We start from the raw sequence: 17,077 nt of genomic DNA, 5'->3' as shown, positions 1-17,077 counted from the left end.
TCATTCCTCGGTGCTGTGCACCACCACCAGCAACTGCGCCTGTACCTCACCCACCGAACGAATCCGGTGCGGTTTTTGCGCATTGAAGTGCAGCGCATCGCCACGATCGAGCAGCACGCGCTCGTGCATGAAGTCCACTTCCACCCGCCCTTCGTGGACGAACAGAAACTCCTCGCCCAGATGCTCCTTGAAGGTTTTGTCGGTGAACTCCGCCGGCGGGTAAATGATGAACGGCAGCAGGCTGCGTTCACTGACCTGATGGGCCAGCACCGCGTAACCCGGATTGTTGCCGCTGGCCCCCAAAGGTTGCCGCTCGTGGCTGCGCACCAGGCTGTAGCTGTCGAGGCCGGCGTTGTCTTCAGAGAACAACTCCTCGACCTTCACGTTCAGCGCCTTGGCCAGTTTCAACGCTGCCGCAATCGACGGCGTGTTCAAGCCGCGCTCGACTTTCGACAGGTAACTCTTGGTCATGCCGGATTGTTCGGCCAGCGCTTCCAATGTCACGCCAAGTTTTTTTCTTAGTAATTTCAAACGGATAGACATGTGGAGCGATTAATCCATCAAGGAGGCAACGATTTGTCCTTGCCAATGACACAATGTGTCATTTAGGCTCTTTAGTGTCATTTGCGCTCACCGACGACTTTGCGAGGAACCGGTGAGCGACAAACCCGACGTCCATTGAATCACCCAAAGGACACCGATATGGCCAAGACATTAGCACTGCCCAAAGAGCAACTGGTCAAGCACGCGCTGAGCCAAATGCAAAATACCCTGGCGGATAATACGTGGACCGCCCGGCAAAAGCTGGCCCTGACCTGCCGCATTCTGTTCGAGCACGGTCACGATTCCGGTCTTGCCGGGCAAATCACCGCCCGTGGCCCGCAGCCCGGCACTTACTACACTCAACAACTGGGCCTGGGTTTCGACGAAATCACCGCAGGCAACCTGCTGCTGGTCAACGAAGACCTGGAGGTGCTAGAAGGCCACGGCATGCCCAACCCGGCCAATCGTTTTCACAGTTGGGTGTATCGCGCCCGTCCGGATGTGAACTGCATCATCCACACCCATCCGACCCACATTGCAGCCTTGTCGATGCTGGAAGTACCGTTGCAGATTTCCCACATGGACCTCTGCCCGCTCTATGAAGACTGTGCGTTTCTCGAGGGTTGGCCAGGTGTGCCGGTGGGCAACGAGGAAGGCGAATTGATTGCCGGGGCGTTGGGCGACAAGCGGGCGATCCTGCTTTCGCACCACGGCCAATTGTCCACCGGCAATACCATCGAGGAAGCCTGTGTCATCGCGCAACTGATCGAACGTGCCGCGAAGCTGCAATTGCTGGCGATGAGCGCCGGGACCATCAAGCCGATCATCCCCGCGCTGGGCCGTGAAGCCCATGACTGGATTGCCCGCCCGAAACGTCACGCCGCCGCTTTCAACTACTACGCCCGGCAGAGCCTGCGCCAACACGCCGATTGCCTGAACTGAACTGAACCCAGACCTTTTTGAACGGAGAGACACCATGTCCACCGCCAACATTCACGGCATCATCGGCTACACCATCACCCCTTTCACCGTCCATGGCGAAGGCGTTGACCTGGACGCCCTCGGGCGCTCCATCGACCGCCTGATCGAGGGCGGCGTGCACGCTATCGCCCCGCTGGGCAGCACCGGTGAAGGTGCCTACCTGAGCGACGCGGAGTGGGATCAGGTCAGCGAATTCAGTATCAAGCACGTGGCCAAACGCGTGCCGACCGTTGTCAGCGTGTCCGACCTGACCACCGCCAAAGCGGTGCGTCGCGCGCGCTTCGCCGAAGCCCATGGTGCCGATGTGGTGATGGTGCTGCCCGCGTCCTACTGGAAGCTCAGTGAAGCGGAAATCCTCGCCCATTACCGCGCCATCGGCGACAGCATCGGCGTGCCGATCATGCTCTACAACAACCCGGCCACCAGCGGCACCGACATGTCGGTGGACCTGATCCTGCGTATCGTCAAGGCCGTGGAAAACGTGACCATGGTCAAAGAGAGTACCGGCGACATCCAGCGCATGCATCAACTGCAACGTCTCGGCGACGGCCAGGTGCCGTTCTACAACGGCTGCAATCCGCTGGCCCTGGAGGCCTTTGCCGCTGGCGCGAAAGGCTGGTGCACCGCTGCGCCGAACCTGATCCCGCAACTCAACCTTGATTTGTATGATGCAGTGCTGGCCAACGACTTGGTCAAGGCCCGGGAGCTGTTCTACCGCCAGTTGCCGCTACTGGATTTCATCCTCAAGGGTGGCTTGCCGGCGACGATCAAGGCGGGTTTGCGGGCGACAGGTCTGGAGGTGGGGGAGCCGCGGCTGCCGGTGTTTCCGTTGGGTGAGGCGGGTTGCGCTCAGTTGCAAGGGCTGTTGAAAACCCTGCGCTGATTCTCAGCCACACACAAAACCAAAAAATGTGGGAGCGGGCTTGCTCGCGAAGAGGTCGTCACATTCAGCATATGTGTTGAATGTTCCATCGCCTTCGCGAGCAAGCCCGCTCCCACAGGGGATATGTGTTGATCTCAAAGCACCGGTAAGGTTTTGTCCTTGACCACCTTGCTCGGGCCGTTGGCCTTCACGCTGGCGATGCCTTTCTCCATGGCGGCAGCGGAGGAATAGGTCTCGCTGCTGCCGATGATTTCGTGATTGCCGGCCTTGAGGTTGAAATACGGATGGCCATCCTTGGTGGTTTTTTTCTCGTAGCGCTCATCCAGCGGGCTGTTGGCCTGGACCGAGGCGATGCCTTTGTCGGCGGCGGCGTGGGTGGTGTACAGCTCGCTGGTCAGAATGGTCTCGGCGTTGGCCGCCTTGAGGACGAACCTGAACTGGCCATTGCTGCTTTTGCTCACTTCATACCATCCGGACATGCTGTTTCTCCTTGGCGATTGAGAGGTTGTGCGCTTCACAGTAAAGACCAGCCAGGTGTTTCTGTCGCCTGTACCGGCCCCTTCGCGAGCAAGCCCGCTCCCACAGGATCAGCGTAATCCCTGTGGGAGCGGGCTTGCCCGCGAAGGGGGCGACGCAGTTTTGACTACTTCGCCACTGCCCGCACCACCGACAACTCCGGCGCCTGCGTCCGCCGCTGGCTCAAGTACCGCGTACAACTGACCCGCAGGAACGAAGCGAAATTGACCACCTCGCCGCGATAGTCCATCACCTCTTCATACAGCTTGGCGATCAACTGGTTGGTGGTCATGCCGTCGACCTCGGCGATTTCGCTGAGGATGTCCCAAAACTGATTTTCCAGCCGCAGGGTGGTGACCACCCCGCAGATGCGCAGCGAGCGGGAGCGCGATTCGTAAAGAATCGGGTCGGCTTTGACGTACAGCTCGCACATGGACATGTCCCTCGTTACAGCGTGATTTTGGTACCCAGCAACCCCAGGAAACCGGCCAGCCAGTTCGGGTGCGCAGGCCAGGCCGGCGCCGTGGCCAGATTGCCCTGAACATAGCCGTCCGTCACCGGGATGTCGATATACGTACCGCCCGCCAGGCGCACTTCCGGAGCGCAGGCCGGATAAGCGCTGCATTCACGGCCTTCGAGAATACCCGCTGCCGCCAGCAACTGCGCGCCATGGCACACGGCGGCGATCGGCTTGCCGGCCTTGTCGAATGCGCGCACCAGCTCCAGGACCTTTTCGTTCAGGCGCAGATACTCCGGCGCACGGCCACCCGGAATCAGCACGGCGTCATAATCGGCGGCGTTGACCTTGGCGAAATCGAAGTTGAGGGCAAACAGGTGACCGGGCTTTTCACTGTAGGTCTGGTCGCCTTCAAAGTCATGGATCGCCGTGCGCACGGTCTGGCCCGCAGACTTGTCCGGGCAAACGGCGTGCACCGTGTGACCGACCATCAGCAGCGCCTGGAACGGCACCATCACCTCATAGTCTTCGACGTAATCACCAACCAGCATCAGAATTTTTTTCGCAGCCATGGGGAGGACTCCTCTGGAAGTGGGCGTGCAGGAGTATTCAAGGTAGTCCTTATCCGGCGGGCCGGGTAACAACCGGCTACTACCTGATGGACCGCGTTATCGTTCTTCGCGAGCAAGCCCGCTCCCACAGGGGGAACGCATTCCAATGTGGGAGCGGCGGTGCGGCGATCCGACTTGCTCGCGAAGAGGCCCGCAAACTGTACGGATAAGTCTGTGCCTAGCTGTAACAGCGGACAACCCATGGTTTATGGCTATATGGAGCCTTACCTCATCACCCAAAATTCTGGTTGCCATCATGTCCTCGCGCGAAAACACCGGCATGGCCCTGGGCCTGCTCGGCGTTGTGATCTTCAGCCTCACCCTGCCCTTCACGCGGATCGTCGTGCAGGAACTCCACCCGCTGCTCAACGGCCTGGGCCGGGCATTGTTTGCGGCGGTTCCGGCGGCGGTGCTGTTGCTGTGGCACAGGGAAAAATGGCCGACCTGGAAACAGCTCAAAGGCCTGACCCTGGTGATGGCCGGGGTGATTCTCGGTTTCCCGGTGTTGTCGGCCTGGGCCATGCAAACCTTGCCGGCGTCCCACGGCGCGCTGGTCAATGGTTTGCAGCCGCTGTGCGTGGCGCTGTACGCCGCGTGGCTTTCCCACGAACGGCCTTCGAAAGCGTTCTGGGCCTGCGCCGCATTGGGCAGTGCGCTGGTACTCGGTTATGCACTGATCAGCGGTGCCGGCAGCATTCAGGCCGGTGACCTGCTGATGCTTGGCGCCATTGCCGTGGGCGGACTGGGCTACGCCGAGGGAGGCCGACTGGCCAGGGAGATGGGCGGCTGGCAGGTGATCTGCTGGGCGCTGGTACTGTCGACGCCGCTGTTGATCGGCCCGGTGGTGTATCTGGCGCTGCAACACCAGGGCGGGATTTCCGCCAGGACCTGGTGGGCCTTCGGTTATGTCTCGCTGTTTTCGCAGTTCATCGGCTTCTTCGCCTGGTACGCCGGGCTGGCCATGGGCGGCATTGCCCGGGTCAGCCAGATTCAGTTGTTGCAGATCTTCTTCACCATCGCCTTCTCGGCGCTGTTCTTCGGTGAACATGTGGAGCCGATCACCTGGCTGTTTGCCGGTGGGGTCATTGTGACGGTGATGCTGGGCCGCAAGACCGCAATCAAACCCAGTGTGGGAGCGGGCTTGCTCGCGAATACCGCTCCACATTCAACACCAATATCGACTGACCCAACGCCTTCGCGAGCAAGCCCGCTCCCACAGAATCAGAGGTAGCCGTCAGCGCGCAGCAACGTTTCCAGGCAATGCTCGCTGATGTGGTAGAAATCCTTCAGCTCCTGAATCTTCGCCAATAGCTGGGCCGGTTCCACCGGTTCGGCGCGCTTGACCGCCAGGATCATCTTGTTCTTGTTGGTGTGGTCCAGCGAGATGAACTCGAACACCTTGGTCTCGTAGCCGCAGGCCTCAAGGAACAACGCGCGCAAACTGTCGGTGACCATCTCCGCCTGCTGGCCCAGGTGCAAGCCGTATTGCAGCATCGGCTTGAGCAGCGCCGGGCTCTGGATTTGCAGGCGGATCTGTTTGTGACAGCAAGGCGAGCACATGATGATCGACGCGCCGGAACGGATACCGGTGTGGATCGCATAGTCGGTGGCGATATCGCAGGCATGCAGGGCGATCATCACGTCCAGCTCGCTCGGTGCCACGCTGCGCACGTCTCCGCACTTGAACACCAGGCCGGGGTGCTCAAGCCTGGCGGCCGCGGTGTTGCACAGGGTGACCATGTCTTCACGCAGCTCGACACCGGTCACTTCGCCTTCAGCTTTCAAGGTGTTTCGCAGGTAATCGTGGATGGCGAAGGTCAGGTACCCCTTGCCCGAACCGAAGTCTGCCACACGCACCGGTTTGTCCAGCGCCAGGGGTGACGAGGTCAGTGCATGGCTGAACACTTCGATGAACTTGTTGATCTGCTTCCACTTGCGCGACATCGCCGGGATCAGTTCATGCTGCTTGTTGGTCACCCCCAGGTCGGCGAGAAACGGCCGGCTCAGGTCAAGAAAACGGTTTTTTTCACGGTTGTGCTCGGCTGATGGCACTTCGCGCAATTGTTGAGGTTTGCTCTTGAACAGCGATGACTTGCCCTTTTTGCTGTATTCAAGCTGGGCTTCGTCGGTCAACGACAACAAATGCGCATTTTTGAACGACGCCGGCAGCAACCCGGCAATGCTCGCCACGCCTTCGGCCAGCGCCAGGTTCTTGGTGATATCGCGGGTCTTGTAGCGATAGACGAAAGACAGGCAAGGCTGCGCCTTGACCGTCACCGGCTTGATGATGATCCGCTGCAGGTCCGTTTCATCGCCCGCGTACTTGGCCAGCACCAGTTTGATGAACGCATTGTGCTCGAGGCTGGCTTGCAGCAGCTCGATGAACTGGGCGTGATGATCCGGCGCGAGGCTGGCGGGAGTGGCGGTGACGGACATGGAAAAACGGCCTCAGGCGATGCAAATCGGAGAATGCCGGTATTTTAAGGTGGACGAGGACTTTGGGCACGGGGTTATTTTGTGGCAGGTCCCAGTCACGCAGCCCAGGACCTCGATACAAACGTTGAAGCCTCAGGGTTCCACCAGACGAAGCTTGCGATTGTTCGGTGAATTAATGATGTGTTTGACGATCAGTCCCACTGGCACTGCCCAGGTCAGGCCATTGGCAGGGTCGGTCACCACGGCGACCGTTTCGGAACTTGCATCGATGTCCAGGCGCCGACGATCATTGCACGACTTGAGTAAGCCATAGGCACGGCTAACCATCCTTTCGGCCAGGAACATCGGTACATCCATACTCTGCAGATGCTTCACCGCGCGACAGAACAGGACTTGATCATCGATCCCCCCTTCACTTTCATGACGCCCCAGAAACGCCTGGGCAATAGCCAATAACTCCTCATTCAGACCTGCATTTTCATCGGTAACCTTCATGCTCAAGTCTCCTGTGGCGCTTCTAACGTGTCAGGACCGACGGCAACAGGCCGGGAAGCACGGCGCAAATCGGGTCCGGCGCAAGGCAGGCGTACGGCCGGATTAGGCATGCCACTGGGCGAAAGCTCATGGGTCATTTCAAATTCGGCACGCACGGACCAACCACAAGCTTCCGACGTGCATTGCAGATACGCCACCCGCAGGAAAATATGACGGCCTTCGCTGGTGCGGATGCGCATCCGGCTCAAGCAGTGCGGGCACACCATTTTATAAGTACTCATGCTTGAATCCCGAGGGTCATTGGGTGGCAATCAACCTGATCAAACGCAATACTGCTTGAGGCGTTCATCGCGGCACTCCGGGCTTGCGAACAGTGTCTGCCAGGCATAAGGAACTGCATCGGGCAGACGCGTAATGGGGTCGAGCCATGCTCGTAGGAAATCCCCCTGATACCATTAGGAAGTTTCGACATCGTATTCTTCTGACTCATCTTTGATGATTGATTACTTACAAGAAAAAAAGTACTCATTACGCATAAATTAGGCACTCAAAAAGCATATGTCAAAAGGAAGCGGCTCAAATTGCGTAGCAAAAAATCACAAGCTGTTCTGGCTCGTCTAAAGCAAGTTACCGGTACAAAAACCGATGCTTCTTTATCTTCCGCGCTACAGATCAGCCCGCAAACCCTTAGTAGCTGGCGAGGCCGCGACAGCACACCTTACTCATTATGCGTAGAAATCGCGCAAGCCCGGGGAATATCCCTTGACTGGCTGTTGCTGGGCGAAGGGCCGATTTTGAGACAAACAATTACTGATTCTTCGGAGAGTGGTCAGGAAAACACCACACGGGAAAACACCATTCTCGCGCTCTGGCGGTTGCTCGACGAAAACGATCGCTGCGCCATACAAAACGCACTCGAGGAAAAGCAACGACTGCGTGATATGGAACTCAGGCTTTCCGAAATGGCCACCATCCTGGCAACACTCAAACCTTCGAATGAAACCTGATGAACTGTGTCATCCGAAGTTGCATGGCTTCCCGTTCCGGATATCAAGACAACCCCATTCACGGACCATCATCTTCGTCCTCTCAGGTGTCGAATGATTTCGCCGATACCGGCACCATCGACCCATTGCATGAGCTTGATGCTGATGGGAATAACGATCAGCGCACAAAGAAATGCCGTTACACCTTCTGTCAGAAATGGCGCCAGCGAATGTGCGACAGGCGTAAAGAGGTAACCGACACCCGCAGACAGCAACCAGGAACCGATGCGCTGCCAGGCCTTGAAGCTGGTGCGAGTGGTGGTGACCAGCCACGCGCCGAGCATCGCACCGAACAGTACCTCGCCATTGACCACTGGCAGCGTTGCAATCCCCATTCCCAACATGAGCCCATTGATGCCGTTGTATGCCGAATCAGTCAGGCTCATGCGCACCTCGCGCAACGACCGAATCCACCTGGATCGCTCCCGACTCGATCGCCCTGAGCAATGCGCAAGTGCGGGAGCTGACGTCGAACTTTCGGCGAATATTGGCGAAGTGAAAATTGACGGTAGATTCCGTGCAATTCTCGATCCTGGCGATTTCCCAGGAAGTTTTGCCCTTGAAACACCACATCAGGATTTGCGTTTCTTTCGCCGTCAGTTTCGCCTTGGGCTTGTTTTCCCCAGCGCCATTGGCTGCACGTGCCAAAGAGTCAATCGATTGTCGGGTTGCCATAAGAATCCCTCTTCGCGGGAACGCCCGTCGCTGGGCGTCCACTGTTGGAGAGAAATACTGACGACAAGGCTGAACCCGGACAATTGACGGGAGTTGTAGCGGCAAGCGCTACACAACGCCAGGGAGGACTTAGCCGAGTACCACCAAGCGGTTCGGCAGTTCATTGCGCACGTGGGTCACGGGCACATGCACCTTGAGCAGCTCGCCGCAGGCTTCGACGCAGCTGACAAAACCTTGCAACGTCTGCCCCTGCTTCACCTGTTGGGTGAAGGTGGCGACGATGGCATCCCAGTTCTTGTTGTCCAGCCGACTGGAAATGCCTTCATCCACCAGAATCTCCACATAACGCTCGGCTTCGGAGACGAAAATCAGAACACCGGTGCTGCCTTCGGTGTGGTGCAGGTTCTGCTCCAGAAACTGCCGGCGCGCCAGGTTCGAGGCGCGCCAGTGGCGCACCGAGCGCGGGACCAGATGGGTAGTGACTTTCGGCAGACGGAACACCAGGCACAGGACGATGAAGATGGCCCATTGCACCAGCAGCAGGCTGTGCAGGGTCAGCCAACCGGTGAGGTAATGCACGATGCCCGGCACCAGCAGCGCCAGCAGGCTGGCCCACAGCAACGGGATGTACGCGTAGTCGTCGGCGCGGGCCGCGAGCACGGTCACCAGTTCTGCGTCAGTGTCGCGCTCGACCCGGGCGATTGCCTCGGCGACTTTGCGTTGTTCGTGTTCGGTCAGTAATGCCATGTCGTGAATTGCCTGCTCATTTTTATTATCACCAGCCGCCGGACGAACCGCCGCCGCCGAAACTGCCTCCGCCGCCGCTGAAGCCTCCGCCTCCACCGCCGCCGCCAAATCCACCACCGCCAAAACCGCCCCCGGATCCTCCGGAGCCGCCCCGGCCGGCGGGAAGAATACCGAGCATCTGACACACAAAAACAGTCAGGATGAACAGCATCACCAAAAACACCAACAAGCCGGGATGTCGCGAGACGAAATCGTCCCCTGGATCGCCTCTGGACTCATACGCCGTGGAGGGTTCGTCCAAGGGGTTGCCGCCCAGCACCACCAGCATCGCCGCCACTCCGTCGCTGATGCCTTTACTGAAGTTGCCGGTCTTGAACGCCGGGGTGATGACCTGGTTGATGATCACTGAACTCTGGGCGTCGGTCAGGCGATCCTCCAGGCCATATCCGACTTCGATACGCAACCTGCGCTCGTTTCGGGCGATGATCAGCAGGGCGCCGTTGTTCTTGTCCTTCTGCCCGATCCCCCAGTGGCGGCCGAGCTGGTAACCGAAATCGGCGATGTCGGTGCCCTGCAAGTCCGGCAACGTCACGACCACAAGCTGCTCGCCTGTGGCCTGTTCATGGGCCTGAAGCTGTTGGCTGAGCTGATCGCGCACCACAGGCTCGATCATCTGCGCGTTGTCGACCACGCGCCCGGTCAGCGCCGGAAAACTCAGTTCGGCCCGGGCCGTGATCGCCACCATCCACAACAACAGCATCAGGCCCGTTTTCAACACGCGCATTGGCTACCTCTTCCATCCCGAACCTGGTCTGTAGGAGCTGCCGAAGGCTGCGATCTTTTGACGTTGCGCTAAAAGATCGCAGCCTTCGGCAGCTCCTACAGGGTTGCGTCAGAATTTGACTTCCGGGGCCTTTTCCGAACCCGGCGTGGCTTCGAAGGTCTCACGCACCGGCAGGTCGCTGTACATCACCGTGTGCCACAGGCGACCGGGGAAGGTGCGGATCTCGGTGTTGTATTTCTGCACCGCGAGGATGAAATCGCGCCGAGCCACGCTGATGCGGTTCTCGGTGCCTTCGAGCTGCGATTGCAGGGCGAGGAAGTTCTGGTTGGCCTTGAGGTCCGGATAACGCTCGGAGACCACCATCAAACGACTCAAGGCGCCACTGAGCTGATCCTGGGCCTGTTGGTACTGCTTGAGTTTTTCCGGGTTGTCGAGGGTCGAGGCATCCACCTGGATCGATGTGGCCTTGGCCCGCGCCTCAATCACCGCGGTCAGTGTCTCTTCTTCATGTTTTGCGTAGCCCTTGACCGTTTCCACCAGGTTGGGAATCAGATCGGAGCGCCGCTGATACTGGTTCTGCACCTGGCCCCAGGCGGCCTTGGCCTGTTCGTCGAGGGTCGGGATATTGTTGATGCCGCAGGCGGTCAGCAACGTGGCCAGCATCAGCAGCGTGACTACCTGCAAACGCGAGCGGTAGGTTGGACTTGCATTCATCAGGATGTCGCTCCCTTGTACATTCATGAAAAAACCGACCGTGAAACCTTCTAGGCCGGCTCTTGGGGCATAATCGCCCGCGCCTCTGGATTGCAACGGGCCGATGGGCTAAAAAGAGGCCCTGCGTGAAAACGCATCCGCCACCTGGCTGTCGTTTTTTGGCTCTGGTTTTTTGAGCCGGCACCCGAACAACAATAGACGCTCCCTAAATTTTGGCTGGCCGGCGTGCATATCGCCGTTTGGGCCCTTGAGAAAACTATTCATGAAGAAGCTGTGTTTGCTGGGCCTGTTCGTCAGCCTGGCCAGTCATAACGTATTGGCCGCCACGACGCCCGCACCCCTGGAGAACAAGGAAGCCTTCGTCAGCAACCTGATGAAGCAAATGACCCTCGATGAAAAAATCGGCCAGTTGCGCCTGATCAGCATCGGCCCGGAAATGCCTCGCGAAATGATCCGCAAGGAAATCGCGGCGGGAAACATCGGCGGTACGTTCAACTCGATCACCCGTCCGGAAAACCGGCCGATGCAGGACGCGGCCATGCGCAGCCGCCTGAAGATCCCGATGTTCTTCGCCTACGACGTAATCCACGGCCACCGCACCATTTTCCCGATCCCGCTGGCCCTGGCCTCGAGTTGGGACATGGATGCCATCGGCCTGTCCGGGCGCATCGCCGCCAAGGAAGCCGCGGCTGACAGCCTCGACATCACCTTCGCGCCGATGGTCGACATCTCCCGCGACCCGCGTTGGGGCCGTACCTCCGAAGGCTTCGGCGAAGACACCTACCTGGTGTCGCGCATTGCCGGCGTGATGGTCAAGGCGTTCCAGGGTACTGGCGCGAACGCGGCCGACAGCATCATGGCCAGCGTCAAGCACTTCGCCCTGTACGGCGCGGTCGAGGGTGGCCGCGACTACAACATAGTCGACATGAGCCCGGTCAAGATGTACCAGGACTACCTGCCACCGTACCGCGCCGCCATTGATGCCGGCGCTGGCGGGGTCATGGTCGCGCTGAACTCGGTCAACGGCGTGCCGGCCACCGCCAACACCTGGCTGATGAACGACCTGCTGCGCAAGGAGTGGGGTTTCAAGGGCCTGGCCGTCAGCGACCACGGGGCGATTTTCGAGCTGATCAAACACGGCGTTGCCGCCGACGGTCGCGAAGCGGCGAAGCTGGCGATCAAGGCCGGCATCCACATGAGCATGAACGACACCCTGTACGGCAAAGAGCTGCCTGGGCTGCTGAAGTCTGGCGAGATCCAGCAGAGCGACATCGACAACGCCGTGCGTGCGGTGCTCGAAGCCAAATACGACATGGGCCTGTTCAAGGACCCATACCTGCGCATCGGCAAAGCCGAGGACGATCCGGTCGACACCTACGCCGACAGCCGCCTGCACCGCGCCGAGGCCCGTGATGTGGCGCGCCGCAGCCAGGTGCTGTTGAAGAACCGGAACGAGACCCTGCCGCTGAAGAAGACCGCGAAAATCGCCCTGGTCGGTCCGCTGGCCAAGGCGCCCATCGACATGATGGGCAGCTGGGCCGCCGCGGGCAGGCCTGCGCAGTCCGTCACCCTGTTCGACGGCATGACCAACGCCCTGGGCGATAAATCGACGCTGATCTACGCCCGTGGCGCCAACATCACCAGCGACCCGAAAATCCTCGGTTACCTGAACTTCCTCAACTTCGACGCCCCGGAAGTGGTGGATGATCCGCGTCCGGCGAACGTGCTGATCGACGAAGCGGTGAAAGCGGCCAAGGATGCGGATGTCGTCGTTGCCGCCGTTGGCGAGTCCCGTGGCATGTCCCACGAATCGTCGAGCCGCACCGACCTGAACATCCCGGAAAACCAGCGCGAGCTGATCCGTGCCCTGAAAGCCACCGGCAAACCGCTGGTGCTGGTGTTGATGAACGGCCGCCCGCTGACGATCCTCGAGGAGAAAGAACAGGCCGACGCGATCCTCGAAACCTGGTTCACCGGCACCGAAGGCGGCAACGCCATCGCCGACGTGCTGTTCGGCGACTACAACCCCTCGGGCAAACTGCCGATCAGCATCCCGCGTTCGGTCGGCCAGATTCCGACCTACTACAACCACCTGACCATTGGCCGGCCGTTCACCCCGGGCAAGCCGGGCAACTACACTTCGCAGTATTTCGATGACACCACAGGCCCGCTGTACCCGTTCGGTTACGGCCTGAGCTACACCGAGTTCAGCCTGAGCGACATGGCGCTGTCGTCGACCACGTTGAACAAGACCGGCAAGCTCGACGCCAGTGTCACGGTGAAAAACACCGGCAAGCGCGACGGCGAAACCGTGGTGCAGTTGTACATCCAGGACGTGGCAGGCTCGATGATCCGCCCGATCAAGGAACTGAAGAACTTCCAGAAGGTGATGATCAAGGCCGGCGAACAGAAGGTCGTGCATTTCACCATCACCGAGGACGACCTGAAGTTCTACAACACCCAGCTCAAGTACGCGGCGGAACCGGGCAAGTTCAACGTGCAGATCGGCCTGGATTCAGAGGACGTGACGCAGCAGAGTTTTGAGTTGCTCTAACTCCGTTACACCGCAATACAAATGTGGGAGCGGGCTTGCTCGCGAAGACGGAGTGTCAGTCGAAATCATCGTTGACTGACACTCCGTCTTCGCGAGCAAGCCCGCTCCCACAGTGGTTTGTGGTGTTCAGAAACCCGAGATCAGCCCCTCCGATCCAGCAGATTCACCACCACCCGATCCACCCATCCCCACACCCGCTGCTTGATCCGCCGCCACAGCGGCCGACGCCTCCATTCTTCCAGGCTGACTTGCTGGCTCAGGGCGAAGTCGTGCTCGAAGCTCGCCGCTACCGCTCGGGTCAATCCGGGGTCCAGTGCTTCCAGGTTGGCTTCCAGGTTGAAGCGCAGGTTCCAGTGATCGAAGTTGCACGAGCCGATGCTCACCCAGTCGTCGATCAGGACCATTTTCAAGTGCAGGAAACACGGCTGGTATTCGTAGATCTCCACCCCGGCCTTGAGCAGTCGCGGGTAGTAGCGATGGCCGGCGTAGCGCACGGAGGGGTGATCGGTACGCGGGCCGGTCAGCAGCAGGCGCACATCCACGCCGCGGGCAGCCGCCCGGCGCAGGGAACGGCGCACTTTCCAGGTCGGCAGAAAGTACGGCGTGGCCAGCCAGATCCGTCGGTGACCGCTGTTCAGGGCGCGCACCAGCGATTGCAGAATGTCCCGGTGTTGACGGGCGTCGGCATAGGCCACCCGGCCCATACCATCGCCACTGGCCGGTACACGGGGTAAGCGCGGCAAGCCGAAATGCGAGGCCGGTCGCCAGGCGCGACGATGGCGGTTGGCGATCCACTGACGATCGAACAGCAGCTGCCAATCGAGCACCAGCGGGCCGGTGATTTCCACCATCACTTCGTGCCATTCGCTGACGTCTTCGCCCGGCGTCCAGAACTCATCGGTGACGCCCGTGCCCCCGACCACGGCCAGACTCTGGTCCACCAGCAATAATTTGCGGTGGTCGCGGTAGAAGTTGCCGACCCAGCGCCGCCAGCTCAGACGATTGTAGAAACGCAGCTCCACCCCGGCGGCCATCAGCCGCTGGCGCAAGGCCAGGGTGAAGGCGAGGCTGCCGTAATCATCGAACAGGCAGCGCACCCGCACACCGCGCTCGGCGGCCTGAACCAAAGCCTGGACCATGGCTTCGGCACAGGCACCCGCCTCCACCAGATACAGCTCCAGCTCCACCTGTTCTTCAGCCCGGGCAATCGCCACCAGCATGCGCGGGAAAAACTGCGGGCCATCGATCAGCAGTTCGAAGTGGTTGCCTTCGCGCCAGGGAAAAATCGCTCCGGCCATGTCAACGCGCCGTGAAAATCAGCACCGCACCCACCGGCACCGAAAGACTGATGGCCGAGAGGCCGGCCATTTTGCGCAACGTTTCCAGACCCGGTGCCAGATCGAAATCCTCGGCGTTGATCACCAGCGGTTCGAGGGTCACCACCTGGAAGCGCCGGTCATCGAGACGGGTGGCCAGCAGTTCGGCCTGGTATTGGTGTTGTTTGCCGTGCAGGTCGACCATCAGCGGCAGGCGCAACTCCAGCTGTGCACCGGGAGCGAGGTCGTTGATCGGGCGCAGATCGATTTTCGTGGAGATCAAGGCGTCGGGGAACCGCTCGATCTGGAACAGCTCCTTGCGCATGCGCTCATCGCGCAACGGGATGCCGCTGTTGATCGACTCCAGCTCGACTTCCACCTGCGCCAGCCCCTGGGGATCGACTTTGCCGTGCAGCACCAGAAAGCGCTGCACTTCGGAAACATTGGCGTTCTTGGTGCTGACAAACGACAGGCGTGAAGACTCGCCGTCCAGGTACCAATCGGCACGGGCCGACAACGCGGCACCGGTCAGCAGCAGGAAAGCGAGGGTTTGAAGGGTGGAGCGCTTGAACATAGAGACTCGTGAGGGCAGATAAACCTGTGCTGAACCTTAACCGGCCCTCAGCGCATTGCAAGCCGTCTACTGCACCAAACCCGCTTTTGTGGCGAGGGGGCTTGCCCCCGTTCGGCTGCGAAGCAGTCGTAAACTCGGTGATCGCGGTTTTTCTGGTTCACTGAAGTTGCAGGTTTTGGGGCCGCTTCGCGACCCAACGGGGGCAAGCCCCCTCGCCACAAGAGCCCTCGCCTGGCCTCACCATTTCAGCGTGATCAAGGTTGCAAGCGACAGCCCTGACGCTCGCCGATCCACACGGCGCTGTTGCTGCGCCCCATGCCGCTGACCGTTACGCGTCTGGCGCTCGGGTCATCGATAAAGCCACTGCTGGGCAGCCATTGCTTCACATAGCCGTGGCAGTACTGGGTATCGTTACCCATCACGTAGCGGCACGAACAATATTCCTTGGCGGTGTAGGCGCTGATGATGTCGGGGAACGCCCACAGCGCCTCACGCTCGTGCCAGATCCAGCCGAGCAAGGCAATCAGTGCAATCAGCAATAGCGAACTGACCGGTCGACGACGGATGAACCCGGTCATGGCTGCACCTTCCCGGCAAAGGCCTTGAGCGCGAGCCTGAGCAATTCGTTGTGCCGGTAACTGTCGTCGCGGTCATCGCCGTAGCGGACGATCACCAGCTGTTCACTGGGGATCACATACATCGCCTGCCCCCAATGCCCCAGCGCCGCGAAGGTATCGGCGGGGGCATCGGGCCAGGGTTGTGGCGCGCCCTCAACCGCTCGATTGAGCCACCACTGGCCGCCGGGGACGGCATCGTCTTGCCGGGCATGATAATGAGCGAACGGCTCGCGGTTGAACGCCACCCAGTCCTTGGGCAGCAGTTGCCTGTCTCCCCAGCGCCCCTCGCGGGCCATCAACAGACCGACCCGGGCCAGATCCCGTGCCGTCAGGTAGGCATAGGACGACGCGACGAACGTGCCGGTGTCATCGGTTTCCCAAACGGCGTGGCGAATGCCCAGCGGTTCGAACACCGCAGTCCATGGATAGTCGGGATAGCGGTCGGGGCCGACGATGGTTTTCAGCGCGGCGGACAACAGGTTGCTGTCACCGCTGGAGTAACGAAAGGCCTGACCCGGCGCGGCGTACGCAGCATGCGCCGCAGTGAACCCGGCCATGTCGTGGCGCCCGCGGGTGTAGAGCATGGCCACCACCGAAGATTTCAGCGGTGCGTATTCGTAGTCCTCCTGCCAGTCCAGGCCTGAGGCCCAGTGCAGCACGTCGGCCATTGTCATGTCGGGATGTTTTTGCAGGGGCGGATAAAACTTCGCCACCGGATCACCGAGTTTGAACAAGCCTTCGCCATAGGCCACCCCGAGGACGGCGGCCATCAGGCTCTTGCTGATCGACCAGGTCAGGTGCGGCGTCTCGGCCGTCGTCGGGCCGGCGTAGCGCTCGTAGAGCAACTGGCCGTCGCGAATCACCAGCAAGGCATCGGTGCGAATGCCCTGGCGAGTGCTGTCATCGCGGGACGGGAAGGCGTAGGCCTCCAGGGCTTGAAGCGTCGGGCCGGTCGGCGTCGGGGCGGTCGGCCATTGCTCGGCGGGCCAGTACTCGGCCTGGGCCGTGAAGCTGAGCAACATCAGGAAAATCAGGGACAAGCCTTTGGCCATGGCGGGGGCTCGGAGATTGAACCTGCTGAGCCTAGTCGAGGTTGATGACAGTCTGAAATTTGTAGCGCCAATAAAG

General features: G+C 60.2%; 21 protein-coding genes. 5 read left to right on the top strand and 16 right to left on the bottom strand.

Going from position 1 to position 17,077, the window contains the following annotated elements:
• Window positions 1-543, bottom strand: a complete 543-nt coding sequence (locus KSS91_RS07090) for a helix-turn-helix domain-containing protein (RefSeq protein ID WP_217837446.1) — start codon at window positions 541-543, stop codon at window positions 1-3.
• Between the two features lie 159 nt (window positions 544-702).
• Here KSS91_RS07090 and KSS91_RS07085 point away from each other — a divergent pair, with 159 nt between their 5' ends.
• Together KSS91_RS07085 and KSS91_RS07080 are read left to right on the top strand one after the other, a co-directional pair.
• The gene (locus KSS91_RS07085; RefSeq protein WP_217837445.1) at window positions 703-1,485 is read left to right on the top strand and encodes an aldolase; all 783 of its coding nucleotides are present in this window, start codon (window positions 703-705) and stop codon (window positions 1,483-1,485) included.
• Window positions 1,486-1,519: 34 nt separating this feature from the next.
• On the top strand, window positions 1,520-2,407 hold the full coding sequence (locus KSS91_RS07080; protein WP_217837444.1) for a dihydrodipicolinate synthase family protein: 888 nt from the start codon (window positions 1,520-1,522) through the stop codon (window positions 2,405-2,407).
• Between the two features lie 134 nt (window positions 2,408-2,541).
• Here KSS91_RS07080 and KSS91_RS07075 read toward each other — a convergent pair whose 3' ends face one another.
• The 3 genes from KSS91_RS07075 to KSS91_RS07065 form a co-directional block, all read right to left on the bottom strand.
• Entirely contained in the window at window positions 2,542-2,886 is a 345-nt protein-coding gene (locus KSS91_RS07075; RefSeq protein ID WP_217837443.1) for a YegP family protein, read from the bottom strand.
• Window positions 2,887-3,050: 164 nt separating this feature from the next.
• Window positions 3,051-3,356: a ribbon-helix-helix domain-containing protein gene (locus tag KSS91_RS07070; RefSeq protein ID WP_015093879.1), complete on the bottom strand. Its 306-nt coding sequence runs from the start codon at window positions 3,354-3,356 to the stop codon at window positions 3,051-3,053.
• A 14-nt stretch (window positions 3,357-3,370) separates the two neighbouring features.
• The gene (locus KSS91_RS07065) at window positions 3,371-3,952 is read right to left on the bottom strand and encodes a DJ-1/PfpI family protein (protein WP_217837442.1); all 582 of its coding nucleotides are present in this window, start codon (window positions 3,950-3,952) and stop codon (window positions 3,371-3,373) included.
• A gap of 295 nt (window positions 3,953-4,247) precedes the next feature.
• Here KSS91_RS07065 and KSS91_RS07060 point away from each other — a divergent pair, with 295 nt between their 5' ends.
• Window positions 4,248-5,222, top strand: a complete 975-nt coding sequence (locus tag KSS91_RS07060; protein WP_217837441.1) for a DMT family transporter — start codon at window positions 4,248-4,250, stop codon at window positions 5,220-5,222.
• Here the strand turns inward: KSS91_RS07060 and KSS91_RS07055 are convergent.
• The 3 genes from KSS91_RS07055 to KSS91_RS07045 all read right to left on the bottom strand — a co-directional run bounded on the left by KSS91_RS07055 (window position 5,213) and on the right by KSS91_RS07045 (window position 7,203).
• The gene (locus tag KSS91_RS07055) at window positions 5,213-6,427 is read right to left on the bottom strand and encodes a class I SAM-dependent methyltransferase (RefSeq protein WP_217837440.1); all 1,215 of its coding nucleotides are present in this window, start codon (window positions 6,425-6,427) and stop codon (window positions 5,213-5,215) included. The two genes, KSS91_RS07060 and KSS91_RS07055, sit on opposite strands and share 10 nt — an antisense overlap.
• Window positions 6,428-6,559: 132 nt before the next feature.
• Complete coding sequence (locus KSS91_RS07050; RefSeq protein ID WP_217837439.1) at window positions 6,560-6,922, bottom strand: hypothetical protein; 363 nt, start codon at window positions 6,920-6,922, stop codon at window positions 6,560-6,562.
• A gap of 2 nt (window positions 6,923-6,924) precedes the next feature.
• The gene (locus tag KSS91_RS07045) at window positions 6,925-7,203 is read right to left on the bottom strand and encodes an Ogr/Delta-like zinc finger protein (RefSeq protein WP_217837438.1); all 279 of its coding nucleotides are present in this window, start codon (window positions 7,201-7,203) and stop codon (window positions 6,925-6,927) included.
• Between the two features lie 300 nt (window positions 7,204-7,503).
• Here KSS91_RS07045 and KSS91_RS07040 point away from each other — a divergent pair, with 300 nt between their 5' ends.
• Window positions 7,504-7,929: a helix-turn-helix domain-containing protein gene (locus KSS91_RS07040; protein WP_217837437.1), complete on the top strand. Its 426-nt coding sequence runs from the start codon at window positions 7,504-7,506 to the stop codon at window positions 7,927-7,929.
• 68 nt (window positions 7,930-7,997) lie between these two features.
• Here KSS91_RS07040 and KSS91_RS07035 read toward each other — a convergent pair whose 3' ends face one another.
• From KSS91_RS07035 to KSS91_RS07015, 5 genes are all read right to left on the bottom strand, one after another.
• Window positions 7,998-8,354, bottom strand: coding sequence for a putative holin (locus KSS91_RS07035; protein ID WP_217837436.1), 357 nt, complete (start codon window positions 8,352-8,354; stop codon window positions 7,998-8,000).
• Window positions 8,341-8,643, bottom strand: coding sequence for a helix-turn-helix domain-containing protein (locus KSS91_RS07030; protein ID WP_217837435.1), 303 nt, complete (start codon window positions 8,641-8,643; stop codon window positions 8,341-8,343). The genes KSS91_RS07035 and KSS91_RS07030 overlap by 14 nt, the downstream gene beginning before the upstream one ends.
• A gap of 129 nt (window positions 8,644-8,772) precedes the next feature.
• The gene (locus KSS91_RS07025) at window positions 8,773-9,390 is read right to left on the bottom strand and encodes a TPM domain-containing protein (RefSeq protein WP_095966228.1); all 618 of its coding nucleotides are present in this window, start codon (window positions 9,388-9,390) and stop codon (window positions 8,773-8,775) included.
• 28 nt (window positions 9,391-9,418) lie between these two features.
• Window positions 9,419-10,174, bottom strand: a complete 756-nt coding sequence (locus tag KSS91_RS07020) for a TPM domain-containing protein (protein ID WP_217837434.1) — start codon at window positions 10,172-10,174, stop codon at window positions 9,419-9,421.
• Window positions 10,175-10,282: 108 nt separating this feature from the next.
• Window positions 10,283-10,888, bottom strand: coding sequence for a LemA family protein (locus KSS91_RS07015; RefSeq protein ID WP_217837433.1), 606 nt, complete (start codon window positions 10,886-10,888; stop codon window positions 10,283-10,285).
• 262 nt (window positions 10,889-11,150) lie between these two features.
• On the opposite strand from KSS91_RS07015, the gene bglX reads away from it, so the two are divergent.
• Complete coding sequence (gene bglX / locus KSS91_RS07010; protein ID WP_126049780.1) at window positions 11,151-13,442, top strand: beta-glucosidase BglX; 2,292 nt, start codon at window positions 11,151-11,153, stop codon at window positions 13,440-13,442.
• A 140-nt stretch (window positions 13,443-13,582) separates the two neighbouring features.
• Here the strand turns inward: bglX and KSS91_RS07005 are convergent, their stop codons facing one another.
• The 4 genes from KSS91_RS07005 to KSS91_RS06990 all read right to left on the bottom strand — a co-directional run bounded on the left by KSS91_RS07005 (window position 13,583) and on the right by KSS91_RS06990 (window position 17,001).
• The gene (locus tag KSS91_RS07005) at window positions 13,583-14,740 is read right to left on the bottom strand and encodes a phospholipase D-like domain-containing protein (protein WP_217837432.1); all 1,158 of its coding nucleotides are present in this window, start codon (window positions 14,738-14,740) and stop codon (window positions 13,583-13,585) included.
• 1 nt (window position 14,741) lies between these two features.
• Window positions 14,742-15,332, bottom strand: coding sequence for a YceI family protein (locus KSS91_RS07000; protein WP_015093866.1), 591 nt, complete (start codon window positions 15,330-15,332; stop codon window positions 14,742-14,744).
• A gap of 254 nt (window positions 15,333-15,586) precedes the next feature.
• Window positions 15,587-15,910 carry an amidase gene (locus tag KSS91_RS06995; protein WP_217837431.1) on the bottom strand — a complete coding sequence of 108 codons (324 nt, stop codon included), beginning with the start codon at window positions 15,908-15,910 and terminating at the stop codon, window positions 15,587-15,589.
• Window positions 15,907-17,001 (bottom strand): serine hydrolase domain-containing protein, encoded by a 1,095-nt coding sequence (locus KSS91_RS06990; RefSeq protein WP_217837430.1) that lies wholly within the window; start codon window positions 16,999-17,001, stop codon window positions 15,907-15,909. Before KSS91_RS06990 ends, KSS91_RS06995 begins: the two co-directional genes overlap by 4 nt.
• Between the last annotated feature and the right edge of the window lie 76 nt (window positions 17,002-17,077).

The sequence above is a fragment of the Pseudomonas azerbaijanorientalis genome, from assembly GCF_019139795.1.
Classification (GTDB): domain Bacteria; phylum Pseudomonadota; class Gammaproteobacteria; order Pseudomonadales; family Pseudomonadaceae; genus Aquipseudomonas; species Aquipseudomonas laurylsulfatiphila.
Note: the sequence above shows the minus strand (reverse complement) of the source record. Positions and strands in the feature narration are given on the sequence as shown.